This window comes from Bacillus sp. FSL R9-9492, assembly GCF_038007365.1.
Classification (GTDB): domain Bacteria; phylum Bacillota; class Bacilli; order Bacillales; family Bacillaceae_G; genus Bacillus_A; species Bacillus_A mycoides.
In genome coordinates this window covers 3,697,584-3,716,847 of the sequence record NZ_JBBOXC010000001.1, presented here as the reverse complement: position 1 = coordinate 3,716,847, position 19,264 = coordinate 3,697,584, and the positions used below count along the sequence as shown (strand labels likewise).

General features: G+C 34.2%; 23 protein-coding genes. 15 read left to right on the top strand and 8 right to left on the bottom strand.

Going from position 1 to position 19,264, the window contains the following annotated elements:
- The first annotated feature begins 87 nt into the window (after nucleotides 1-87).
- From MKY70_RS18880 to MKY70_RS18860, 5 genes are all read left to right on the top strand, one after another.
- Nucleotides 88-1,122 (top strand): NERD domain-containing protein, encoded by a 1,035-nt coding sequence (locus MKY70_RS18880; protein WP_341025517.1) that lies wholly within the window; start codon nucleotides 88-90, stop codon nucleotides 1,120-1,122.
- A gap of 53 nt (nucleotides 1,123-1,175) precedes the next feature.
- On the top strand, nucleotides 1,176-1,745 hold the full coding sequence (locus tag MKY70_RS18875; protein ID WP_002128566.1) for a hypothetical protein: 570 nt from the start codon (nucleotides 1,176-1,178) through the stop codon (nucleotides 1,743-1,745).
- 220 nt (nucleotides 1,746-1,965) lie between these two features.
- Nucleotides 1,966-3,693: an S-layer homology domain-containing protein gene (locus MKY70_RS18870; protein WP_341025515.1), complete on the top strand. Its 1,728-nt coding sequence runs from the start codon at nucleotides 1,966-1,968 to the stop codon at nucleotides 3,691-3,693.
- A gap of 166 nt (nucleotides 3,694-3,859) precedes the next feature.
- A complete protein-coding gene (locus tag MKY70_RS18865; protein WP_002014405.1) occupies nucleotides 3,860-4,006 on the top strand; it encodes a BC1881 family protein in 147 nt (48 codons plus the stop codon).
- A 108-nt stretch (nucleotides 4,007-4,114) separates the two neighbouring features.
- Nucleotides 4,115-4,870: a sulfite exporter TauE/SafE family protein gene (locus tag MKY70_RS18860; protein WP_002128564.1), complete on the top strand. Its 756-nt coding sequence runs from the start codon at nucleotides 4,115-4,117 to the stop codon at nucleotides 4,868-4,870.
- Between the two features lie 320 nt (nucleotides 4,871-5,190).
- Here MKY70_RS18860 and MKY70_RS18855 read toward each other — a convergent pair whose 3' ends face one another.
- The gene (locus MKY70_RS18855; RefSeq protein ID WP_002014403.1) at nucleotides 5,191-5,391 is read right to left on the bottom strand and encodes a DUF3903 domain-containing protein; all 201 of its coding nucleotides are present in this window, start codon (nucleotides 5,389-5,391) and stop codon (nucleotides 5,191-5,193) included.
- Nucleotides 5,392-5,532: 141 nt separating this feature from the next.
- Here MKY70_RS18855 and MKY70_RS18850 point away from each other — a divergent pair, with 141 nt between their 5' ends.
- Nucleotides 5,533-5,946 (top strand): NUDIX hydrolase, encoded by a 414-nt coding sequence (locus tag MKY70_RS18850; protein WP_002142750.1) that lies wholly within the window; start codon nucleotides 5,533-5,535, stop codon nucleotides 5,944-5,946.
- 12 nt (nucleotides 5,947-5,958) lie between these two features.
- On the opposite strand, the gene MKY70_RS18845 is transcribed toward MKY70_RS18850, so the two are convergent.
- On the bottom strand, nucleotides 5,959-6,636 hold the full coding sequence (locus tag MKY70_RS18845; protein WP_002087870.1) for an LrgB family protein: 678 nt from the start codon (nucleotides 6,634-6,636) through the stop codon (nucleotides 5,959-5,961).
- Nucleotides 6,633-6,998, bottom strand: a complete 366-nt coding sequence (locus tag MKY70_RS18840) for a CidA/LrgA family holin-like protein (RefSeq protein WP_000872360.1) — start codon at nucleotides 6,996-6,998, stop codon at nucleotides 6,633-6,635. The genes MKY70_RS18845 and MKY70_RS18840 overlap by 4 nt, the downstream gene beginning before the upstream one ends.
- A 151-nt stretch (nucleotides 6,999-7,149) precedes the next feature.
- On the opposite strand from MKY70_RS18840, the gene alsR reads away from it, so the two are divergent.
- The 4 genes from alsR (at nucleotide 7,150) to MKY70_RS18820 (ending at nucleotide 10,833) form a co-directional block, all read left to right on the top strand.
- Entirely contained in the window at nucleotides 7,150-8,058 is a 909-nt protein-coding gene (gene alsR, locus MKY70_RS18835; protein ID WP_002128558.1) for an acetoin biosynthesis transcriptional regulator AlsR, read from the top strand.
- A gap of 253 nt (nucleotides 8,059-8,311) precedes the next feature.
- Nucleotides 8,312-8,887: an FtsX-like permease family protein gene (locus MKY70_RS18830; RefSeq protein ID WP_341025513.1), complete on the top strand. Its 576-nt coding sequence runs from the start codon at nucleotides 8,312-8,314 to the stop codon at nucleotides 8,885-8,887.
- A gap of 94 nt (nucleotides 8,888-8,981) precedes the next feature.
- Complete coding sequence (locus MKY70_RS18825) at nucleotides 8,982-9,893, top strand: ABC transporter ATP-binding protein (RefSeq protein WP_002014392.1); 912 nt, start codon at nucleotides 8,982-8,984, stop codon at nucleotides 9,891-9,893.
- Complete coding sequence (locus MKY70_RS18820; RefSeq protein WP_002128553.1) at nucleotides 9,886-10,833, top strand: ABC transporter permease; 948 nt, start codon at nucleotides 9,886-9,888, stop codon at nucleotides 10,831-10,833. Before MKY70_RS18825 ends, MKY70_RS18820 begins: the two co-directional genes overlap by 8 nt.
- Before the next feature lie 21 nt (nucleotides 10,834-10,854).
- Here MKY70_RS18820 and MKY70_RS18815 read toward each other — a convergent pair whose 3' ends face one another.
- Complete coding sequence (locus MKY70_RS18815; RefSeq protein WP_088031085.1) at nucleotides 10,855-12,015, bottom strand: M20 peptidase aminoacylase family protein; 1,161 nt, start codon at nucleotides 12,013-12,015, stop codon at nucleotides 10,855-10,857.
- A gap of 88 nt (nucleotides 12,016-12,103) precedes the next feature.
- Nucleotides 12,104-13,012, bottom strand: coding sequence for an EamA family transporter (locus tag MKY70_RS18810; RefSeq protein WP_002033502.1), 909 nt, complete (start codon nucleotides 13,010-13,012; stop codon nucleotides 12,104-12,106).
- 487 nt (nucleotides 13,013-13,499) lie between these two features.
- Between MKY70_RS18810 and ccdA the strand changes: the two genes are divergently transcribed.
- Together ccdA and MKY70_RS18800 are read left to right on the top strand one after the other, a co-directional pair.
- Entirely contained in the window at nucleotides 13,500-14,207 is a 708-nt protein-coding gene (gene ccdA, locus MKY70_RS18805) for a cytochrome c-type biogenesis protein CcdA (RefSeq protein ID WP_001152684.1), read from the top strand.
- Nucleotides 14,208-14,297: 90 nt separating this feature from the next.
- On the top strand, nucleotides 14,298-14,804 hold the full coding sequence (locus MKY70_RS18800) for a CcdC family protein (RefSeq protein WP_002014224.1): 507 nt from the start codon (nucleotides 14,298-14,300) through the stop codon (nucleotides 14,802-14,804).
- A gap of 534 nt (nucleotides 14,805-15,338) precedes the next feature.
- Here MKY70_RS18800 and MKY70_RS18795 read toward each other — a convergent pair.
- Complete coding sequence (locus MKY70_RS18795; RefSeq protein ID WP_341025511.1) at nucleotides 15,339-15,779, bottom strand: DUF2621 domain-containing protein; 441 nt, start codon at nucleotides 15,777-15,779, stop codon at nucleotides 15,339-15,341.
- 109 nt (nucleotides 15,780-15,888) lie between these two features.
- Nucleotides 15,889-16,185 carry a hypothetical protein gene (locus MKY70_RS18790; RefSeq protein WP_002033506.1) on the bottom strand — a complete coding sequence of 99 codons (297 nt, stop codon included), beginning with the start codon at nucleotides 16,183-16,185 and terminating at the stop codon, nucleotides 15,889-15,891.
- A gap of 253 nt (nucleotides 16,186-16,438) precedes the next feature.
- Here MKY70_RS18790 and MKY70_RS18785 point away from each other — a divergent pair, with 253 nt between their 5' ends.
- Both MKY70_RS18785 and MKY70_RS18780 read left to right on the top strand, forming a co-directional pair.
- Nucleotides 16,439-17,017 carry an AAA family ATPase gene (locus MKY70_RS18785; RefSeq protein ID WP_002128548.1) on the top strand — a complete coding sequence of 193 codons (579 nt, stop codon included), beginning with the start codon at nucleotides 16,439-16,441 and terminating at the stop codon, nucleotides 17,015-17,017.
- Complete coding sequence (locus MKY70_RS18780) at nucleotides 17,014-17,586, top strand: DJ-1/PfpI family protein (protein ID WP_341025509.1); 573 nt, start codon at nucleotides 17,014-17,016, stop codon at nucleotides 17,584-17,586. The genes MKY70_RS18785 and MKY70_RS18780 overlap by 4 nt, the downstream gene beginning before the upstream one ends.
- Nucleotides 17,587-17,599: 13 nt before the next feature.
- Here the strand turns inward: MKY70_RS18780 and MKY70_RS18775 are convergent, their stop codons facing one another.
- Nucleotides 17,600-18,568: a class I SAM-dependent methyltransferase gene (locus MKY70_RS18775; RefSeq protein WP_088031081.1), complete on the bottom strand. Its 969-nt coding sequence runs from the start codon at nucleotides 18,566-18,568 to the stop codon at nucleotides 17,600-17,602.
- Between the two features lie 181 nt (nucleotides 18,569-18,749).
- Here MKY70_RS18775 and hutP point away from each other — a divergent pair, with 181 nt between their 5' ends.
- On the top strand, nucleotides 18,750-19,190 hold the full coding sequence (hutP, locus tag MKY70_RS18770) for a hut operon transcriptional regulator HutP (protein ID WP_000926519.1): 441 nt from the start codon (nucleotides 18,750-18,752) through the stop codon (nucleotides 19,188-19,190).
- The last annotated feature ends 74 nt before the right edge of the window (nucleotides 19,191-19,264 follow it).

Below are 19,264 nucleotides of genomic sequence, written 5' to 3'. Positions count from 1 at the left end.
TTTTTACAAAGTATATATTGATAACATAGTATAATGTAATTGATATATGTTTAAAAATAATCGGAAATGAAATAAAGGAGTAATAATATGGAGTATGTGCTAATAGGTGGGATTTTAATATTATTAGCTGTAGTGTTTGTACTGTTTTATAAAAATAAACAGTTAGAATCAGAGAGTCAGCAAGTAGAGTTTGAAAAGAAACAAGCGATTGAAACGTATGAAAATGAGATTGCAGCTACGATTACAGGGCATAAAGAACAACAGGATACTTTAAAGAATATGGAACAGAAAAAATATAATGATTTACAAGTGAATACAGCTAGAGAACTTGAAAATATGCGTATGATGAAAAATCAATTGGCTGTTCAACATAGTAAAGAACGTAGTGAAATGCAAGATAAGCATAGTAGTGAAATACATATGTTTCAAAATTTAATTGCGGATTTACGAGAATATACCAAAAATGGTGCTGAAGTGAATGCGCATGAAATATTACATTATATGAAGCGAGGTTTCGTTGAGCAAGGAATAATATTAGAAGAAGAGTTTCATATTATACCGAACGTTTTTATGATACGCAATAAATATAGAGATAAGCGTGACATAAATGATAATCGAATTCATCACCTTATCTTATGTAAAACTGGTATTTATCTACTTGAGACGAAAGAATGTACAGGGAAATTAATCCATGGCTTAACGAAAGAAAATGCGGGTATATATTCATTTATGATTGAGGAAATTGGTAAGTATCAACATGAAATTGAAAAAGAAGAGACATTTGAATTTATTACGGATGGAACTTCATTAACTTTGCAAGTAAGAAATGAAGGGAATCCAGCGTATAAAGCGAAAATTCTATCTCAAACTTTATATAATTGTTTGGAAGAAATGCAAGTAGATATTGTAAAGGAAAAAGTAAAACCAATTGTATATTTTGAAAATGAGAGTGGAAAAGAAGTTATTGATCTTTCTAATGAAGAATTGCCGAGATTTAAAGATAGAGAGCAAATTGTAACGTTTTTCAGAAATGAAGTTTTAACAAGTAAAGTAATATATACAGCACAAGAACTAAGAAAGATTAGAGATATGATTGGTCAGATGAATTATGTTTCGAAATGAAACTTTAATTAGCAGAGCAAGGCTTGAAGTGTGTAAATAGCGAGGTGCGTTAGGTGGAGAAAGGTAAAAGCTCTATATTGTGGGGAATATTGTACATTTATTTTTGTTTGTATATATTAATGTATCTTGTGTTTATCTTTGTTATAGATATGGTTCATGTGCCATTGAGTGTAATGAGTATTTTGGTGGTAGTAATGCCTTTTATTTTATTAGTTATTATTCAAAAGTCTATCTTACATGTTTCGGCAAGACGTGATAAAGGTAAGAAACAACTGTTCACTATAATGATGGTGGGTTTCATTCCATTGCTAGTATGCACCGTACAATTAAGTATAAATAAATACACTTCAAATTTTAATCAGGATCGGTGGTTAAATTATGAAGAAAAACGAGTACATATGGTAGATGACCTATTACAGGAGCATAAATTGATAGGGAAATCAAACGAGGAAATTACAAAATTGTTAGGGACCCCTATGAAAACGAGAAGTTGGGCAGAGGGAATTACTACTTTGTACTATCTTGGGAATGAACGTGGTTTCATTCCTATAGATAGTGAATGTCTTGTTTTGCAATTTGATAAAGATGGTAGAGTTATAGAGTATAAGGTACAACGAGATTGAAATAGTGAGAGGAGAAGCTATATCTTTTATAGCTTCTTTTCTATATTCCAATATAGAAAAAGTAGGCAAATAGTAGTCATTCCTATCTATACGAATGAGATAGAGTTTGTTATATTGTAAAGGGTTATTTAGTTTAGAAGTCTGCTAGATAGCCTTAAATATTTTAGATTAGGGAGGGAAGTTAACACGAATTAAGATATAAACGTGTTAAATAATTAGTATGAAAAAAGAATTTTATAATGTTTTAGCTGCATCAATTGTATTTAGTATGGTAACGATTCCAAGTTTTTCCTATGCAGACACAGTAGAAAAGACCGTAACAATTTCAACAGACGAGCAAGCATTAAAAAGTATTGAAAGCCATATGAAAGATGAAGATGGACGTGGAGAGAGCAAAGGAATAACAAATGAAGTACAAGGAGATTTTTTTGTACATATAATAGGTTCAGCATCTTTATTTGATTCTGCTGAGTTACAAAAAGCGACAGGTGTTCAGCTTTCTAATCAAGTAGTGAAAGCCGAAAAACAAAAAGGAAACGCTTACTATATACAAACAGAATCTGGAGCTGGGTGGATACAAAGTAGTGAAGGAAATGTAGAGGTTAAGGAAGTTTATCACTTGGCAAACGAAAAATTAGTAATTAATGAAGAGACAGCTACATATTCCGCACCATTTAATTCATATAAAGACGAGAAAGTGTTACAACCGCAAACAATTATTGCAATTGGACAAGTTGGAGAGTGGTTCCAAGTCCAAATAGATAATGAGGTGAAATGGATTTATTCACCTTCAGCAAAATTTGAGGGTACAAAAGCATCTCTTATTCAAAGCACAACTCCAACTCGTACGAAACGTGCAGCGGTTATGTATACTGCACCAATAGAAGAGAAAACAACGGATATTTACGGTGTACCATTAAAGGAAATGATTGTACCAACAGGTAATGAAAATATTCGTCCAGGTTATGCGATGAAACCAAAATACATTACAATTCATGAGACAGATAATTATAGTGTTGGAGCAAATGCTAGAAACCATGCACAATATTTATACAGCCAAGCAACAGGAACGACTGATCGTTCAGCATCTTGGCATTTTACAGTAGATGATAAAGAAATTTATCAACATCTACCATTAAATGAAAATGGTTGGCATGCTGGAGATGGATCAGAAGGAACCGGTAACAGAGAATCAATTGCAATTGAAATTGCTGTCAATCAAGATGGTGATTATAATAAAGCTGTGGAAAATGCTCGCAAACTAGCAGCCTATTTAATGGGGGAATTAAATATTCCTTTAGAAAATGTGAAAAAACATCAATTTTGGAGCGGAAAGAATTGTCCGGCCATTATGATAAGGAATAATGCGTGGGAGCCATTTTTACAGGGAACGAAAGCTTATTATGATGCGAATCATAAAGATGATATAACTGGCGGTTGGTATGAAGCAGATATTCGTGAATTAGATAAAAGAGGTATTATGGTTGGAGACGGGAAGGGTTCTTACTGGCCAGAACGTCTTGTAACACGTGGTGAATTTGCGAATTTAGTTTCAAGATCATTGCAATTACCAGAGGGGAAATCGAATTTCAAAGATTTAAGCACAGCCCATCCATCGTTAGTAGATGGTATTAATCGTGCAGCTAGTGCTGGGATTATAAGTGGACGAGGAAATGATATATTTGCTCCGAATGATACGATTAAACGTGATGAAGCTGTTATTATGATTGATCGTGCATTGCAATACAAAAATATAAAAGGTAATTTAGTTTCATTACCATTTACGGATCAAAATTTAGCGTATGATAAACAGGCGGTTCAACGTGTTTATGGGTTAGGTATTGTAAAAGGGAATGAGAATAATGAGTTTATGCCAAAAGGTTCTGCAACACGTGGGGAATCGGCAGCATTTATTAATAGAATGTTAAAAGTAATAGAGAGTAAATAATGGAAAGGCATTCGCTTTGGCGAGTGCTTTTTTATTTTTCAATATGTTATAGAAAGGGGATGTGAATTTTGACTGGAATAAGGAATGAAAGCGGAGGTGATGCATATATTTAGATGCATTGGGTAGTTTTTTGTAATTTTGTATAAAATGAAAAGGAGGTAGGACGGTGAAATCAATACCGACTGAAGTCCTGAGTAAGGAATTGATGGAAAGAGAAGGGGTTATATCTATTACAGTGATGGAATTTGAAAAGATAGAAGTGGCCGGAGTAGTTGTTTCTGGTCCAGCTGTTATTTTAATTAATCAAGATTAAGTACATATTATCAATAAAGAAAGGTAGTCAGAGCATCCGCTTAGGGTGCTTTTTGTTTGTATAGAAGTGTGTATATGATAGATAATTGGGATATTGGAGGGGAATTATGTGGCAATTATTATAACAATGTTATTAATGGGAGTTTTATTAGGATTTGTCGGAGCAGGGGGAGCAGGATTTATCATCGCGATACTCACTCTAGTATTCCATATCCCTATTCATGTTGCTCTTGCAACATCTTTAACTGCGATGGCATTTACGACATTATCTGGAGTAGTAAGTCATTACCGAGAAGGGAATGTTGTGCTTGTAATAGGCGGAGTTGTTGGGGGATTTGGCGCGTTTGGATCCTATATTGGTTCAAAGTTTGGTTCGTTAATACCAGCACATCTGTTGCATTGGTTTACAGCTGGTATGTTATTTTTATCGGCAATTTTTATGTTTATTCGGTTGATTATGTTTCAAAAAAGATCACAGTCGTCTTTAAAAGGGCATAAAGAACTTTCGAAAGATAACGTGATTAAATGTATATTCCTCGGATTGGTGACTGGAATTTTAGCAGGTGCATTTGGTATTGGCTCAGCACCTTTTATCCAACTCGGATTAATGGTTCTATTAGGTTTAACAATCCGTCAATCTGTAGGGACGACAATGCTCGTTATATTACCAATCGCAATTGGAGGTGGGTTTGGATATAGTTCGGAAGGGTATTTAGATTATGTATTATTAGTACAAGTTTTAATCGGGACAATGTTAGGAGCATATATAGGAGCTAAGTTTACAAATTATGCACCTCGCATGCTTCTAAGGTTTTCGATGATTATGACACCAATATTAGCTGGATGTATGTTGTTAGTAGATTAAAGAGAATATATAGAAATCTATTAATATATTTTACGAATGAATTATGTAAGTAATTCATATTTCTCATATAAAAGGATTTGCTTTAATATAATGAGTATAAAGTTCGAGTATTCGAAGTATTACTTGAATTATATCCCTATCCCTTTTCTAAAAATGCGAACAAGTTTTGCCCTATTCTATTCAATAGTTTATTGTATAGAAATATATTGTTCGATGACCATTATGGAACGCACATAATGGGTAAATCCCGATCCTTAAAGAGGATGCCCCTAATCTTCATGTGAAAATATGATCGGATAAGAAAGCTGGCCAATTTATGGTCAGCTTTCTTTTTGTTCAATGAGTAAGCCTTCTTTAATTTCTGTTTGCAATAATAAAGTTTTTCCGAAGCGACGTTTACATTCAGCTCGTACTTTTTGAATGGCTAGTAGCTGAGAAGTAGCAGGCACTGTGACAATGGCTTGCCGAGGTTTTCGGTTTTCTTCACAAAAAACACATTCCACAACATATTTAGAAATCATAATTTCATCCTTCCGGTTTGAATTTCTAAGAAGGGACTGCTCATGAAGTTGATGTAAACTTTCGGCATCTTTTTACTTATTTCCTCTTTTTTCAAAGGGGAAATAAAAAAGAAGACGAATTTTAGTAGGGGAGGGATGTATATGGAGAGATGGATAGGTACGGCAGCTATTTGTATGAATGAAAGAAATGAAATTTTAATGGTATTGCAAGGAAAAGAAGGGGAAGAAAAAAGATGGTCTGTCCCAAGTGGAGGACTTGAAAAGGGAGAAACACTAGAAGAATGTTGTATCAGGGAAGTTTGGGAAGAAACAGGTTACAATGTGGAGGTTGTAAATAAAATATACGAAAAAGAAGGTATTACATATGGGATTCCGGTGTATGTTCATTATTACTTTGTTAAAAAAATAGGCGGTAATATGAAAATCCAAGATCCGGATGAGTTAATACATGAGATTGATTGGAAAGGGATACATGAAGTTGGAAAATTATCGTTAGCTTTTCCGGAGGATTACGAGCTAATATACCGATATATAAATAAAAAAGCAAGTGTGTAGATACTTGCTTTTTTAGTGTATCCACGATAAGAAAAGTGGAACGATAACTAAACTAGCTCCAGCTGTTAAAAGCATTGATAAACTTGCAATTGTACCTTCTACAGGGCCGATTTCAAATGCTTTTGATGTTCCGGTTCCATTCGCGCTAGTACCTAGCATTATACCTTTTGCGAGCGCTGTTTTAATACGGCATATGCGTATGAGTGTAGGACCGAGTAATGCTCCAGTTAAGGCAGTTAATACAACGAAAACTGCTGTTAATTGTGACATGCCGCCAATCATTTCTGAAATAGCCATTGCAATAGGTGTTGTTACAATGTGCGGTGCTAAACTTTGTTCTATTGTAGAGTCAATTTGAAAAAAATTAGCTAGTAGTGCGGAAGTAATAACAGATAGAAAAGAACCGACAATGACATTAATTAAAATAGCAGTGCCGTGTTTTTTTAATAGATCAAAATGTTTATAGATTGGCCACGCGAAAGCAACTGTTGCAGGTTTTAATAATTCTGTTAGCCAATGACTACCAGATTCGTAGGTTTCGTATGGTGTATCTAATCCAAGTAATAAAGCGATTAAAATGATTGGGCATACAAGAAGGGGAGAAAGCAAACTCCAATTCCAGCGTTGATACATTTTTTTAGATACCCAATATGTGAATAGTGTTAATAGTAAACAAAGAAAGCCGATCATTGTGTTGATCCTTTCCGCTTTAATAGCAATTCTGTTAAAAGTCCTGTTACGAGAGTGACACAAAGTGTACTAATCACGATAATTAAAATGAGATCGATTCCATACTGTGATAATGTATCTTTGTAACGAATGACAGCGACTGCAGAAGGGATGAAAAATAAAATAAGTTCTTTTAATAAAAAGTCTGCACCGTCTTGTATCCATTCTTTTTTCACTATATTAAATTTTAATGAGATTAACAATAAAAAAATACCGATTATACTTCCTGGAACTGGGAGGTGTGCCTGTTTTGCAATCCATTCACCTGTCCAAGCGAAACAAAATAATAATAAAATTTGTCCGCTTAACTTCCACCATTTCATACAGTAACCACCTCTTTGTTTTTTACATAAAAATTGTAAAAAAGAATTAACAATTTCTACTATACGTTCATTCGAAATATTTGTCTAATATATAAATTATATGTTATTAATATATTAGATGTATTAATCGAAAGTGAAAAGGGTGTCCAAAATGGAATTACGGCATTTGCAATATTTTGTTGTAGTGGCAGAGGAATTACACTTTGGACGAGCAGCTGCTCGTTTACAAATGACACAACCACCGCTTAGTCAACAAATTCAGCAATTAGAAAAAGAAATGGGAGTTATGTTATTTTCAAGAACGAAGAGAAAGGTTGAATTAACAGAAGCAGGAGAAATGTTTTTAAAAGAAGTAAAAAAAGCGTTTGAACAAATTGAAAAAGCAGTAGAAGTCGCACAAAGTGCTCAAAGGGGAGAAGTTGGATCACTTTCAATTGGTTTTGTAGGTGCGGCGATATATGATATTTTACCGTCAATCGTCAGAGAGTATAGAAAGAAATTTCCGAGAGTTTCTGTAGCATTACATGAATTGTCCACACCGGATCAGGTGCATGCACTTCATGATAATCGAATTGATATTGGATTTTTACGTCCGCCAATTCCAACGCAATTACTTGAGTTAGAACCAATTCAAAAACTTTCATGTACGTTATGTTTACCGAAGGCACATCCTCTTGCTGAAAAGGACGAAATACATATCGAAGATTTAAGGGATGAACCGTTCGTATTTATTACGAGACCAGTATGGCCAGCGTTATATGATACAATTTTATCGCTTTGCCGTGATGTAGGTTTTAGTCCGCACATTGTACAAGAAGCAACGGAGTATCAAACTGTTATGGGGCTTGTAGCGGCAGGTATTGGAATTACGGTAATACCTGTATCCGCAAATAAATTGTATAGAACAGAAGTTGTATATAAAGAGTTATGTGATTCTAATTTTGTTGCAGAAATGTCAGTGGCTTATAAAAAAATGAATAACAATCCAGAGTTGTTAGAGTTTTTGAAAATTGCAAGAGAGAAAAAAAGGATTGAAGTGGAAGATGCGAAGGCTGAATAGTTGATGAAGTTACAAGGCAGTCATGATAATTAAGTTATATAAAGATTCACCTCGTTAAACAAAAAACGGAAATGTAACTAAAGTGCATTTCCGTTTTTTGTTTTTTATTCAATGCTAAAGAGGTAAATATGCTTGGTTTCTAGGACTAAAGGCTTAGTAAAGATTCCGATTGAAGTGCGATGTTTAAAATGTCATATTTTTATACACTAGTAGTATAGAATGCGTATGTTATGAAGCAAGGTAGGGGGAAATTATGTCTTTATTTCGGTTAGCGAGAAAAAATATACAAACATTTGCTGCCCAAAGGTTAAAACAATTTATGTGGATTGCTATGAATACAATGATTTGTTTTTTTATGATATCATTCCGATTTAATGAAGCTGTAATAAGTAAAGCGGAATATACACCTATGTTTGTAAAGTGGTTTTATGCTATGTTTCTATTTATAGTTTTTGTGTGTATTTTCGTTACATATAAAATGACAACCTCTCTTTTACAGGTAAGAAGAGAGGAGTTTAAATCGTATGAAGTAGTGAAGATGACAAGAAAAGAAATGTTATGTTTATTATGTCAGGAGCAATTATTAACTTACGGAGGAGCTTTTGTTTTCGGATTAATTCATGGTATGTTATTTTTGAAATTATTTATTATTATTTTTATGAAAGCAGTAGGAATCCAAGGGATAACCAATGCACCGATTACGATGTATGCGGTAGTGATAACAGCAGTTGTTATGATAACTGTCATTATAATATCAATGTGGCAATGTTGTAGGTTTACACAAAGGTTAAAGGGTGAAAAGTCATATGAAACGAGGAGAAAGGCATGAGAAATCATGGCTTTTTCTTCATTTTACACATGTTATTAATCATGATACAGTGGGAAGAACTGAAAAAAAGAGTTAAGAAGAAAGGTTGTATGGAATGATAAATGAGCAAGCGATCGTAAAAGTTGATCGATTAACAAAGCGAATTGGTTCAAAGACGTTAGTAGAAAATATTAGTTTTGAAGTGAAAAAAGGTGAAGTAGTTGGCTTATTAGGACCAAATGGTGCTGGAAAAACGACATTAATGCGAATGATGGTCGGAATGATTCGTATGACAGAAGGAGAAGTATGGATTGATGGTCAATCTGTAAAACAGCAATTTGAAAAAACTGCTGCGAAAATTGGTGCTGTAATTGAGACACCAGAATTTTATCCTTTCTTAAGCGGCTATGAAAATTTAACATATTTCGGACGAATGAATGGGAATGTGACTGAAGAGCGTATCGATGAAGTAGTGCAATTGTTAGGAATGGGACAAGTAATTGACCGTAAAGTAAAAGCATATTCACTCGGTATGAGACAGCGTTTAGGAATTGCTCAGGCACTTATACATAATCCAGATGTATTAATACTAGACGAACCGACGAACGGATTAGATCCTAGTGGTATACATGAAATGCGGATGTACATAAAGAAAATTGCGCATGAACAAGGAAAAGCTGTTCTTGTTTCTAGTCACTTACTCTCAGAAGTTGAATTAATGTGTGACAGGGTTATTATTATTCAGCATGGAGAATATGTCGCAACACAAAATATTCAAAGTGATAAAAAGGAAGAAACAGAAGAAATACATATACGTGTAGATGATGCGAATAAAGCGGCAGAGGTTTTAGAATACGATGTTTTAGTAAAAGAAAACGAATTAATTATAAACGTGAAAGATGAAGAAGTTCCAAATATTCTTCGTACATTGATGGAGAAAAACATTCAAGTTTATCGTGTATATGAAGAAAGAAAAACGCTAGAAGAGCAGTTTTTAGAATTAACAGGAGGAAAAGATATTGTTTAATTTAGTTTATAACGAGCTGTATAAAATATTTAAGCGAAAGCGAACGATTATTCCTTTTGCAGTTATTGCGGTATTAATTATTGGATTAGGATGGGTTACGGTAAAATATTTAGAGCCAGAAACAAAAGGGTGGAAAGCGGATTATACAGAACGCACTGTAGAAATTGAGAAAAAGCTCGGCATGAAAAAAGAGGATATTTTAACAGAAAAGTCAGGAGACGAGCTTGTAAAGGAATACCAGCTTAAAATGAAGCATTTAGATACGAATACAGCGCCAGCAAGTAGTTCTCCGCTTTCATTTATGAGAGATACAGGTTTTATCGTATTTCCAATTTTACTTCCGTTTATTCTCGTATATGCGAGTACGATTTTTGCGAATGAATATAGCTGGGGAACATATAAATTTTTAACAATTCGTCCAGCGAGCCGATTTAAAATTTTAACATCTAAGTTTTTGGCAATCGTTATATTTGCGGCATTATTATTTATATTTAATATGATTTTTTCCGTATTATGCGGGTTGATTATTTATAAATTCCAACAACCAGCTTGGGCTGAATTTGTCGTTCAAAATGGAAATATAATAAAACAAAATATTTTCGTAGAAGCAAGTAAATATTATATTTTATCTTGGTTACCAACTCTTGTGTATGCTGCATTTGCCTTTATGATTTCCGTTTTAACGAGATCGAGCGGAGGTGCAATCGGGATTTCTTTATTTCTTGCATTATCAGGGGGAATAGCGCTAATTCCGGCAGCAAGATATGAATGGGCGAAATATTTATTACCAGCGAATACAGATTTATATGGGCTTTTAAAGGGTGGAAGCTTTATTGATGGAGTAACATTCCCATTTGCTTCTTGTATGCTTCTTCTATACTTAGCTGTATTTTTAGGGGTTTCCTATACTGTATTTATAAAACGAGATTTAACAGCATAAGCAAAAGCCGTTAAGGGTAACTTAACGGCCTTTTGTTTGTAATAATTGATGAATAGCTTCTTCGGCTAATAGGGCGAAATACTCTGCGCTAATAGGCAATGCTTTTTCATCTACTGTAAAAGCTGGATGATGCCATTCATGTGTACCACTTGTTCCCATAAAGACGAATGAACCTGGTATTTCTTGTTGGTAAAAAGAAAAGTCTTCTCCTGCCATTGATGGTGTAGGAGAGATAACGTTTAGATTCATTTTCTCTGCAATATGAATAGAAAAATCAGTGAGTACTTTATCGTTTTGAACAGCAGGAGGACCTGGGTAAAATCGAAATTCTGTTTTTACACCTAGTGCATCAGAAACGCCTTTAATGATACGTTTCATTAATGCCGGAATCTTTTCACGTGTTTCAGCTTGGAATGTACGGACAGTTCCTTCTAATATTGCTTTTTCGGGAATAACGTTCCACGTATTCCCTGAATGAATGTTTGTTACACTTACGACAGCGTTATGAGAAGAACTAATATTTCGGCTTACAATCGTTTGAAGTGCCATAACGATTTGAGATGATGCAACGATAGGATCGACGCCGGCATCAGGCACAGCTGCATGTGTACCAACACCATGGATTTCAATTTCAAATCGATCAACTCCGGCCATTAGTGGCCCATCTTTAATACCGATTGTACCTACTGGTAAATCAGGTTTATTATGCATACCGAAAATAGCTTGCACGCCACGTAAATGCCCAGCTTCAATAACTTTGCAAGCGCCATTACTACTTTCTTCAGCTGGCTGGAATATAAGGCGGACAGTTCCGTTAAGAGAAGATTCTTTTTCCTTTAATAAATAGGCTGCACCAATAATAGCAGCTGTATGAAAATCATGCCCACAAGCATGCATTTTACCTTGTATTTTTGAAGTGTATGGAAGGTCTGTTTCTTCCTGGATAGGAAGGGCATCGATATCAGCACGAAGCGCTACAACCGGTCCTTTTTTATTACCAGAAATTTCAGCGATAACTCCTGTTTCTAAATTGGAATCAATAATAGTGATATTGGCCTCGTCTAACCAATTTTTTATCGCTTTTGTCGTTTCAAATTCTTCGTATGATAGTTCTGGATTTTCATGTAAATGCCGACGAATGGAAATAAGTTTTTCTGTTAATTGATCAGGAATAGATGCCACTTATTATGCCCTCTTTCTTAAGTGAAGTATTTGTATTAATTATACAATAATAAAAGAGAGGATTCTCAAATGAAAATCCTCTCTCGTTTTATGCGGCAACTTTTTTATGAGTATGCTGTTTTTTATAACGTCCACGCATTGCGTATGCAATTTGCGGAATTGCGATACCGATTAAAATAAGTGATACACCGATCCATTGTGAAGATAGCACAGCTTCTTTTAAAACGAATACAGACATAATTGTTGTAACTGGCAGTTCTGCTGCACCAAGAATAGTTGCTAATCCAGAACCGATTTTTGGAATGCCAATTGTAAAGGCAATGGACGGAATAACGATACTAAATATTCCTAATCCTAAGCCGTATTTCCAAAGGCCTTGAGAGATCGCCCCGTTAAAAATAAATGTTGGCGGGAATACGATCATGACTAAAGTTAAAGCGCCAGCCATTAAAAGGACACCGCGTGTTAATGAAGGTACTTCAACGGCAACTTTCCCACTTACGAAAATGTATGTTGCAAATGTAACAGCAGATAATAAGCCTAAAATGATTCCAGTCGTATCGAAATCACCAGCTGATGTTTCTAATAACCCACTTGATAAAAATGTACCTGCAAGTAAGAAGATTACTGAAATAACTTTTTCTCTGGAAGGTAATGTTTTTGTTGCGACTGCTTCAATGATAATCCCAACCCAAACGAACTGGAATAAAAGTATAATTGCAATAGAAGCTGGTACAGTTTTTAAAGAAGCGTAATAAAAAATTCCAGTAAAACTTGCAGACGTTCCTGCAACGAATAAAATTAACATTTGTTTTAGTGGAACACGATGTCTAGAAAATAGAAGTGTAATAGCAAGTAAAATAATCCAACCGAACAAATACTGGCTACCAATTACCTCTCCAAGTGAAAACCCTTCTGCATATGCAAGTTTAACAAAAATAGCTAAAACCCCATAACTACACGCTCCTAATAAAACTAAAAGAGAATAACGAAGCATGAAAAATTCCTCCCATCTATATGAAATTGTTCCGTAACGGACATATATAACTAGAGGGAAGTATACAAAATTAAAAATGAAGGGTCAAATGAAAGAAAAGTGCGAAATTTTATAGAATAATAATAAAAGTATGATATTTATGCATAATCTTGAAATTAATAATAATTAAAGTATTGTAAAATCAGCTTTATGTTGTATAAAGACAGCATTTGAAAAAAAATTTTAAGGCCAATAGGTGTGAAGTCAATTGTAATGTGCTAATCATTTGAGAAACTGTGGAACCTTTGTTATGTTAGTAACAATTAGAAAGAGTTTCATAATTCAATTGAGATTTTTCTATATAATAGAAGGGAATGAAAACGTTTTATTAGAAAGTGTGTGAAAGGGTAGTTTTTCTTATTGTCATGTTGGAAAAGTGAATTCATGAAATGTCCATAGTATTTTCAATTGTTTTTGCTACAATATTGAAGAGGAGAGGAGTGGAATAATGCAAGATATTAGTATTTTTTTAGCGTTTGGAGCTGGGTTCTTATCATTTATATCCCCATGTTGCTTACCGCTTTATCCGGCATTTTTATCATACATAACAGGTATGTCGGTTTCTGAATTGAAAGAAGAAAATGCAATGCTTCGCAAAAGAAGTATGATACATACAGCGTTTTTCTTACTTGGTTTTTCAATTATTTTTATTGCAATTGGATTTGGTACAAGTTTTATTGGAGGCATCTTTACAAATTATAAAGATTTAATTAGACAGTTAGGTGGTATATTTATCATCGTGTTCGGTCTTATTATTGTCGGTGTGTTTAAACCGAAGTTTTTAATGCAAGACCGTAAATTTACGTTTAAAAATCGTCCGAGTGGCTATTTTGGATCCGTTCTAATTGGGTTGGCCTTTGCTGCAGGGTGGACGCCTTGTACTGGACCTATTTTAGTGTCTGTCATTGGATTAGCAGCAACAAATCCAGAATCAGCAATGATTTATATGATAGCATACATACTTGGGTTTGCTATCCCGTTTTTCGTACTTTCATTCTTTATTACGAAAATGTCTTGGATTAAAAGAAATAGTATGAAATTCATGAAGATTGGAGGATACGTTATGATTGTCATGGGTATCTTCCTATATTTTAACTGGATGACGAAAATTATCGTATATTTCTCAAGTTTATTTGGTGGTTTTACCGGTTTTTAGTATTATTCTGTGAAAATGTTGGAAATACTAACGGAAAAGCATATAATAAAATTATATTTTGCATATAGCCACAAAAAAGGATGAGAAAATATGAACATAGTTCTGTTATCAAGTATCGTTGCTGTTTGTATGGCTGTCGGTGCGATGTTTATTCGTTTAAAAGCAGCTAAGAAACCTGCAACATTGAAAAAAATTATACTTCCCCCATTTTTTATGAGCACGGGAGCGTTGATGTTTGTTTTTCCTGAATTTCGATTAACTCCAGCAGAAATGTTAGAAGCAATTGGCGTAGGTTTGTTTTTCTCTATTTTTCTTATTAAAACATCTAAATTTGAAATTAGAGGACAAGAGATTTATTTGAAGCGTTCAAAAGCATTTGTTTTTATACTAATTGGATTACTTGTCGTGCGGATTGTATTTAAAACATACTTAAGCCAATCTCTTGATTTAGGACAACTTAGTGGCATGTTCTTCTTACTTGCGTTTGCAATGATCGTTTCATGGAGAATTGCAATGTACCGTTCCTTTACGAAATTACAGAAGGAAATGGAAAAAGAAGACGGTTTTTATAATGAAAAAGATATGAAGTTAACGTAAAGAGTGTTATATGTATAAAGAAACAACGTCTGATTAGACGTTGTTTTTTGTTAATCACTGAAAGGTAACTTCCTCAATTCTAGTTGTGATGTATAAATTGTCGACCATCGAAGAAGCAATTTAAGTTTGACGTTATGAATGGACCGATATAAGGAATACTATTTGGTTTGAAGTTTTATCACCGGTAATTGGTGGCTAAGTTAGATTAGGTTGGATCGTATAGGAGACGTTCCTTCATTAACAATTACTCTACTTGATGGTACTGATACAACATGAAAGTGGAATGTTAATGACGAAATTTCGCTTAGCTTAAGTGTCTTGAGCCGAATCTAATATTGCAAATATAAATGCAACAGGATGAATTGCTGCGAATACAACATATATCTCTGTAAATATTACAGGTACTGGTGATACGATTTATACGAGTGCTGTAGGGTTACAGATAGATTTAGCGAAAGCGAGATTAATTGCTACAAAATCAGTAACTGTAAGTTGAGCTTATAAAAAAGATTGCTATAAAATAGCAATCTTTTTTTACGAAGGGTATTTTGTTAGTAAAGATTGATAATGAGAATAATCAATCTTTTTTTCTTGTAGTTTTTTAACTAAAAATTTATGATCACGCTTTGGTGTGGCAATAATATATCCTTTAATAATTAAATCTTGTGTAATTTGAGAGGCATTGTCTTGTAGTGCAAGTTCCCCAATTTTACCAGCAATTTTTGACTTAGCAACATCGCGAAATAATTCCGGAACGGGACTTACTAGTTCTTCTAACAATTGTTTTTGTTCGTCAGCCCATAAGTGTCTTGTTTTATTAATATAGTGATCTTCCCAATCCAAAATGGACATACCGTCTTCTTTTGGTAACCGTTTTAGGAATTTTCTGAACATGAAATACCCACCAATGGACATAAGCCCTAATAATACAACAGTCCAAACGACTATAAACCAACTAAACCATCCTTCAAGCAATTGTATGCCCTCCTTTAACGAAAGCAATATTTTGTATTTTATTTATATTATAAGCAATGAGATTCATAGAAAGCAAGAACGCTTGATCATTTTGACCAAGCGTTGTGATTTAAACGAAGTATAGTTGTTCAACACATAAAATATCATTGTCATTTTCTACATATTCAATGATGAGTGTGCCAACTTTACGATCTTTATCTTCAGTTGTGAAAATAGAGTAAGAAGTAAAACGTGTTGTTGATAGGCCGCTTATATGTGTAGGTAAAGGAATGTAGTCGTTATCGCGGAAGAATTCCATCAGTTCAATATCTTCAAATTCTTTTCGGTCAACTTGTTTGTTTGTATAGCGGCGTTGAAGTTGTTTTAAAGATGCATTCCAAGAAATTGCTTTTGTGTCGTATACCATTGTTCTATCTCCTTACTGTATGTAATTATTAAGAACATACGTTCTAATCTAGTATACTCTTTTTATAAGAAAAGGGAAAGCAAAAAATAATGTAAGCTTGGATTTCCAAGCTTACATTATTTTGCGTCCGTCATAATCTCTATTTTTTATTATAAGTTAGATAAGAATAAGAAACAAGATGATATATATCTTGTTGATAGTTTTTAAAATTCTGTTTATTATTTATGTAATACAGTACAAGGGAATGAGAGGGATGACATACGTAATTTCACTCCAAGGACCGATGGCAAGTGGGAAAACAACATTGGCAAAAAGGTTAGAGCAATATGAGCTTTCAATTATATACGAAAATCCATATCCAATTGTAGAAAAAAGAAAAGAATTACATTTAGATATGAACTCAAAAGAGGGGTTTATTACAAATCAAAAAATGTTTATTGAAGCAAAAATAAAAGAGTTTCAAAATGTGAAAAGCTCAGTCGTGATTTTTGATCGTGGACCAGAAGATATTGAATTTTATACACTCTTTTATCCGAAGATGATAGGGAAAGAGTGGGGTATAGAAACAGAATTAAAAGATGAATTGTATAAATTAAGAGAATGCCGTTCGGATGCAATTTTTTATTTAGATGTTTCGAAAGAGAGTTTGTATGATAGGAGAAATAATGATAGGACAAGAAATCGAAGTACATTTGAGGAACAATTTAAATTAGTAGAAGTTGAAAAAGAATGGTATAAACAATTTCCCGTAACTTATGTGGACACTAATATATTATCAGTGGACGAATTAGAGGCATATTTTATAGGGTGGCTAAGGGAGAAAAGGCTATGAAAAAAATATTATTATTCGTATACCCGACATTTGCAGAGTATGAAATAACGGTAGCAACAGCATTGCTGAAAAAGAAATATGAAATCATTACAGCGGGTTTAACAAAAGAAATGATTATAAGTGAAACAGGCTTACAAGTACAGCCGCATATAGAATTAAGTGAAGTGCGTGTAGAAGAATATGAGGGGATTATCATTCCGGGCGGAGATGAAATACATATGAAAGAGGCGAAACTGCTTTTTTCAGTTATTCGTCAATTTTCTGAGCAAGGAAAATTAGTGGCAGCGATTTGTGCTGGACCGTATGCGTTAGCAAGGGCAGGTTTACTAAAAGAAATCTCTTATACAGTGACCATAGATTATCAAAAATTAGATTGTTTTCCAGTAGAAAATTTTGTGTATACAGAAGTTGTACAGCACGCAAATATTATTACAGCACAAGGACATGCATTTGTGCCATTTGGACTAGCGATTGCCTCCTATTTTGGAGTAGTGAATGAACATAATACAAATTTTTATAGTGGAAAGGGCAATATAATGATGGAGAATCTTTTACCGGAAAACGTGTAAAAGCTAGCGAATGCTAGCTCTTTTCTTTTTTACATCGATAAATCACTAACGTTTTCGGATCGCGCCATATACCGTTATGAAATGATAAATCATTTTCTATTTCTTCTTTTAGCCATTCCTTCATTTCGGTGTGAAGGGACATATTATCAGGTATATTCAGCGACGGGAACATGCTAGAAATATAGTTAACGATTGGAGTGGCATGATGAAAAACAAGTGCATTATGAATAATTGTTTCTTCAACAGTTGAAAAAACAGAGTGTAATAGATCTTTACCATTTTCTAAACAAAATGGAGCTACTGACGGTGATGTTTTTGGTAAATCAAATGTGACTAACATTTTGTTACACATTTCATCTATACGAGGTAATGAAACTTTAGAATTTGTTGTAGCTAAAAGGGCGCCGCCAGGACGAATTATCTTATGGAATCCTTGAATAGTTTTTTCGACATCTTTCATGTGGTATAACATATGCCTTGCGATTAGCAGGTCATAACAATTAGCTTCGAAAGGAAGTTTACTAGCGTCACCGAGTTTCCATTCAATCATATTATTCGTTATAGCAGCTTCAGAAAGCATAGTTTCGGATTGATCAAAACCAGTTAGATGTCCTTTATGACCATTAGTTTGCAAAAGGGAAAGAAATTTTCCGTTAGCACACCCGACCTCTAATATTTTTTCTTCACCTTGGAGTTGTAAATGTTCAATGACGACCTCATCTACATTCACTTGTTTTTCTTCGTAATGTTTATGCGTATCGATACGTGTTTGTAAATGGTTACTTACGTTGTATTGGCGTTTTACATCATTCATTTTTTCACATTCCACCTTTATGCAAAATTGCTGAATCGCATGTGTTAATACATCTGTTTTATTTAAACCTTCGTAATGGAGTGCCGATTCAAACCTTGTAAGTAATTTTTCTTCAATTCGAAAATGAATATCTTTTCGCTTCGCCACTGAAATTTCGCCCCTTTGCATCTGTTAGTGAGACTATAGCACGTCTGAAAAAAATCAGTAAATAAATTGTGTACACAAGTACAAGTATGAGAGGGATAAAAAATTGCTTGAATAATATTTTAAACTATTGACGATTTAACCGTTTTCATATATTCTTAAATTAAGTAATATTCAAATAATTCAAAAGAAATGAGAGAGTCACATGCTTCTTCAAGGAACACATCGAATTGGTCGTATGGCCATGCTGTTGGCACTTGCGGATGAGAATGAAAGTCCCGTATTATCTATTCCGAAAGGTTGGAAATATTGTACTGGGAAAGTTGGTTCTATGAATTCGCAAAAAGTAGTAGCAGCAATGGAAACAGCGGCTAAGAGCAACCGAGTTATTGAAACAGATGTTTACAGAGAAACACATGCACTTTATCATGCAATTATGGAAGCTTTGTACGGAGTGACGAGAGGTCAAATTCAGTTAGCAGACGTTCTTCGTACAGTAGGACTTCGCTTTGCGATTGTGCGCGGTACACCATACGACGGAAAAAAAGAAGGCGAATGGGTTGCTGTTGCACTTTATGGAACGATTGGTGCACCTGTAAAAGGATCTGAGCATGAGGCGATTGGTTTAGGAATTAATCACATATGATTTGCCCATAGTCTATTAGTTAGAAGGGGGCCTTATTTTTTAGGACAGAAGTCTGTCTTAAAAAGATAAGGTCC

What these genes read in the sequence shown, in the direction of transcription:
- MKY70_RS18825 (WP_002014392.1), top strand. Translation starts at nt 8,982, where the DNA reads ATGATAAATGAGCAAGCGATCGTAAAAGTTGATCGATTAACAAAGCGA.
- MKY70_RS18780 (WP_341025509.1), top strand. Translation starts at nt 17,014, where the DNA reads ATGAAAAAAATATTATTATTCGTATACCCGACATTTGCAGAGTATGAA.
- MKY70_RS18845 (WP_002087870.1), bottom strand. Translation starts at nt 6,636, where the DNA reads ATGATCGGCTTTCTTTGTTTACTATTAACACTATTCACATATTGGGTA.
- hutP (WP_000926519.1), top strand. Translation starts at nt 18,750, where the DNA reads ATGCTTCTTCAAGGAACACATCGAATTGGTCGTATGGCCATGCTGTTG.
- MKY70_RS18830 (WP_341025513.1), top strand. Translation starts at nt 8,312, where the DNA reads ATGTCTTTATTTCGGTTAGCGAGAAAAAATATACAAACATTTGCTGCC.
- MKY70_RS18870 (WP_341025515.1), top strand. Translation starts at nt 1,966, where the DNA reads ATGAAAAAAGAATTTTATAATGTTTTAGCTGCATCAATTGTATTTAGT.
- MKY70_RS18800 (WP_002014224.1), top strand. Translation starts at nt 14,298, where the DNA reads ATGAACATAGTTCTGTTATCAAGTATCGTTGCTGTTTGTATGGCTGTC.
- MKY70_RS18810 (WP_002033502.1), bottom strand. Translation starts at nt 13,012, where the DNA reads ATGCTTCGTTATTCTCTTTTAGTTTTATTAGGAGCGTGTAGTTATGGG.
- MKY70_RS18880 (WP_341025517.1), top strand. Translation starts at nt 88, where the DNA reads ATGGAGTATGTGCTAATAGGTGGGATTTTAATATTATTAGCTGTAGTG.
- MKY70_RS18785 (WP_002128548.1), top strand. Translation starts at nt 16,439, where the DNA reads ATGACATACGTAATTTCACTCCAAGGACCGATGGCAAGTGGGAAAACA.
- MKY70_RS18790 (WP_002033506.1), bottom strand. Translation starts at nt 16,185, where the DNA reads ATGGTATACGACACAAAAGCAATTTCTTGGAATGCATCTTTAAAACAA.
- ccdA (WP_001152684.1), top strand. Translation starts at nt 13,500, where the DNA reads ATGCAAGATATTAGTATTTTTTTAGCGTTTGGAGCTGGGTTCTTATCA.
- MKY70_RS18840 (WP_000872360.1), bottom strand. Translation starts at nt 6,998, where the DNA reads ATGAAATGGTGGAAGTTAAGCGGACAAATTTTATTATTATTTTGTTTC.
- MKY70_RS18855 (WP_002014403.1), bottom strand. Translation starts at nt 5,391, where the DNA reads ATGATTTCTAAATATGTTGTGGAATGTGTTTTTTGTGAAGAAAACCGA.
- MKY70_RS18850 (WP_002142750.1), top strand. Translation starts at nt 5,533, where the DNA reads ATGGAGAGATGGATAGGTACGGCAGCTATTTGTATGAATGAAAGAAAT.
- MKY70_RS18775 (WP_088031081.1), bottom strand. Translation starts at nt 18,568, where the DNA reads ATGCAAAGGGGCGAAATTTCAGTGGCGAAGCGAAAAGATATTCATTTT.
- alsR (WP_002128558.1), top strand. Translation starts at nt 7,150, where the DNA reads ATGGAATTACGGCATTTGCAATATTTTGTTGTAGTGGCAGAGGAATTA.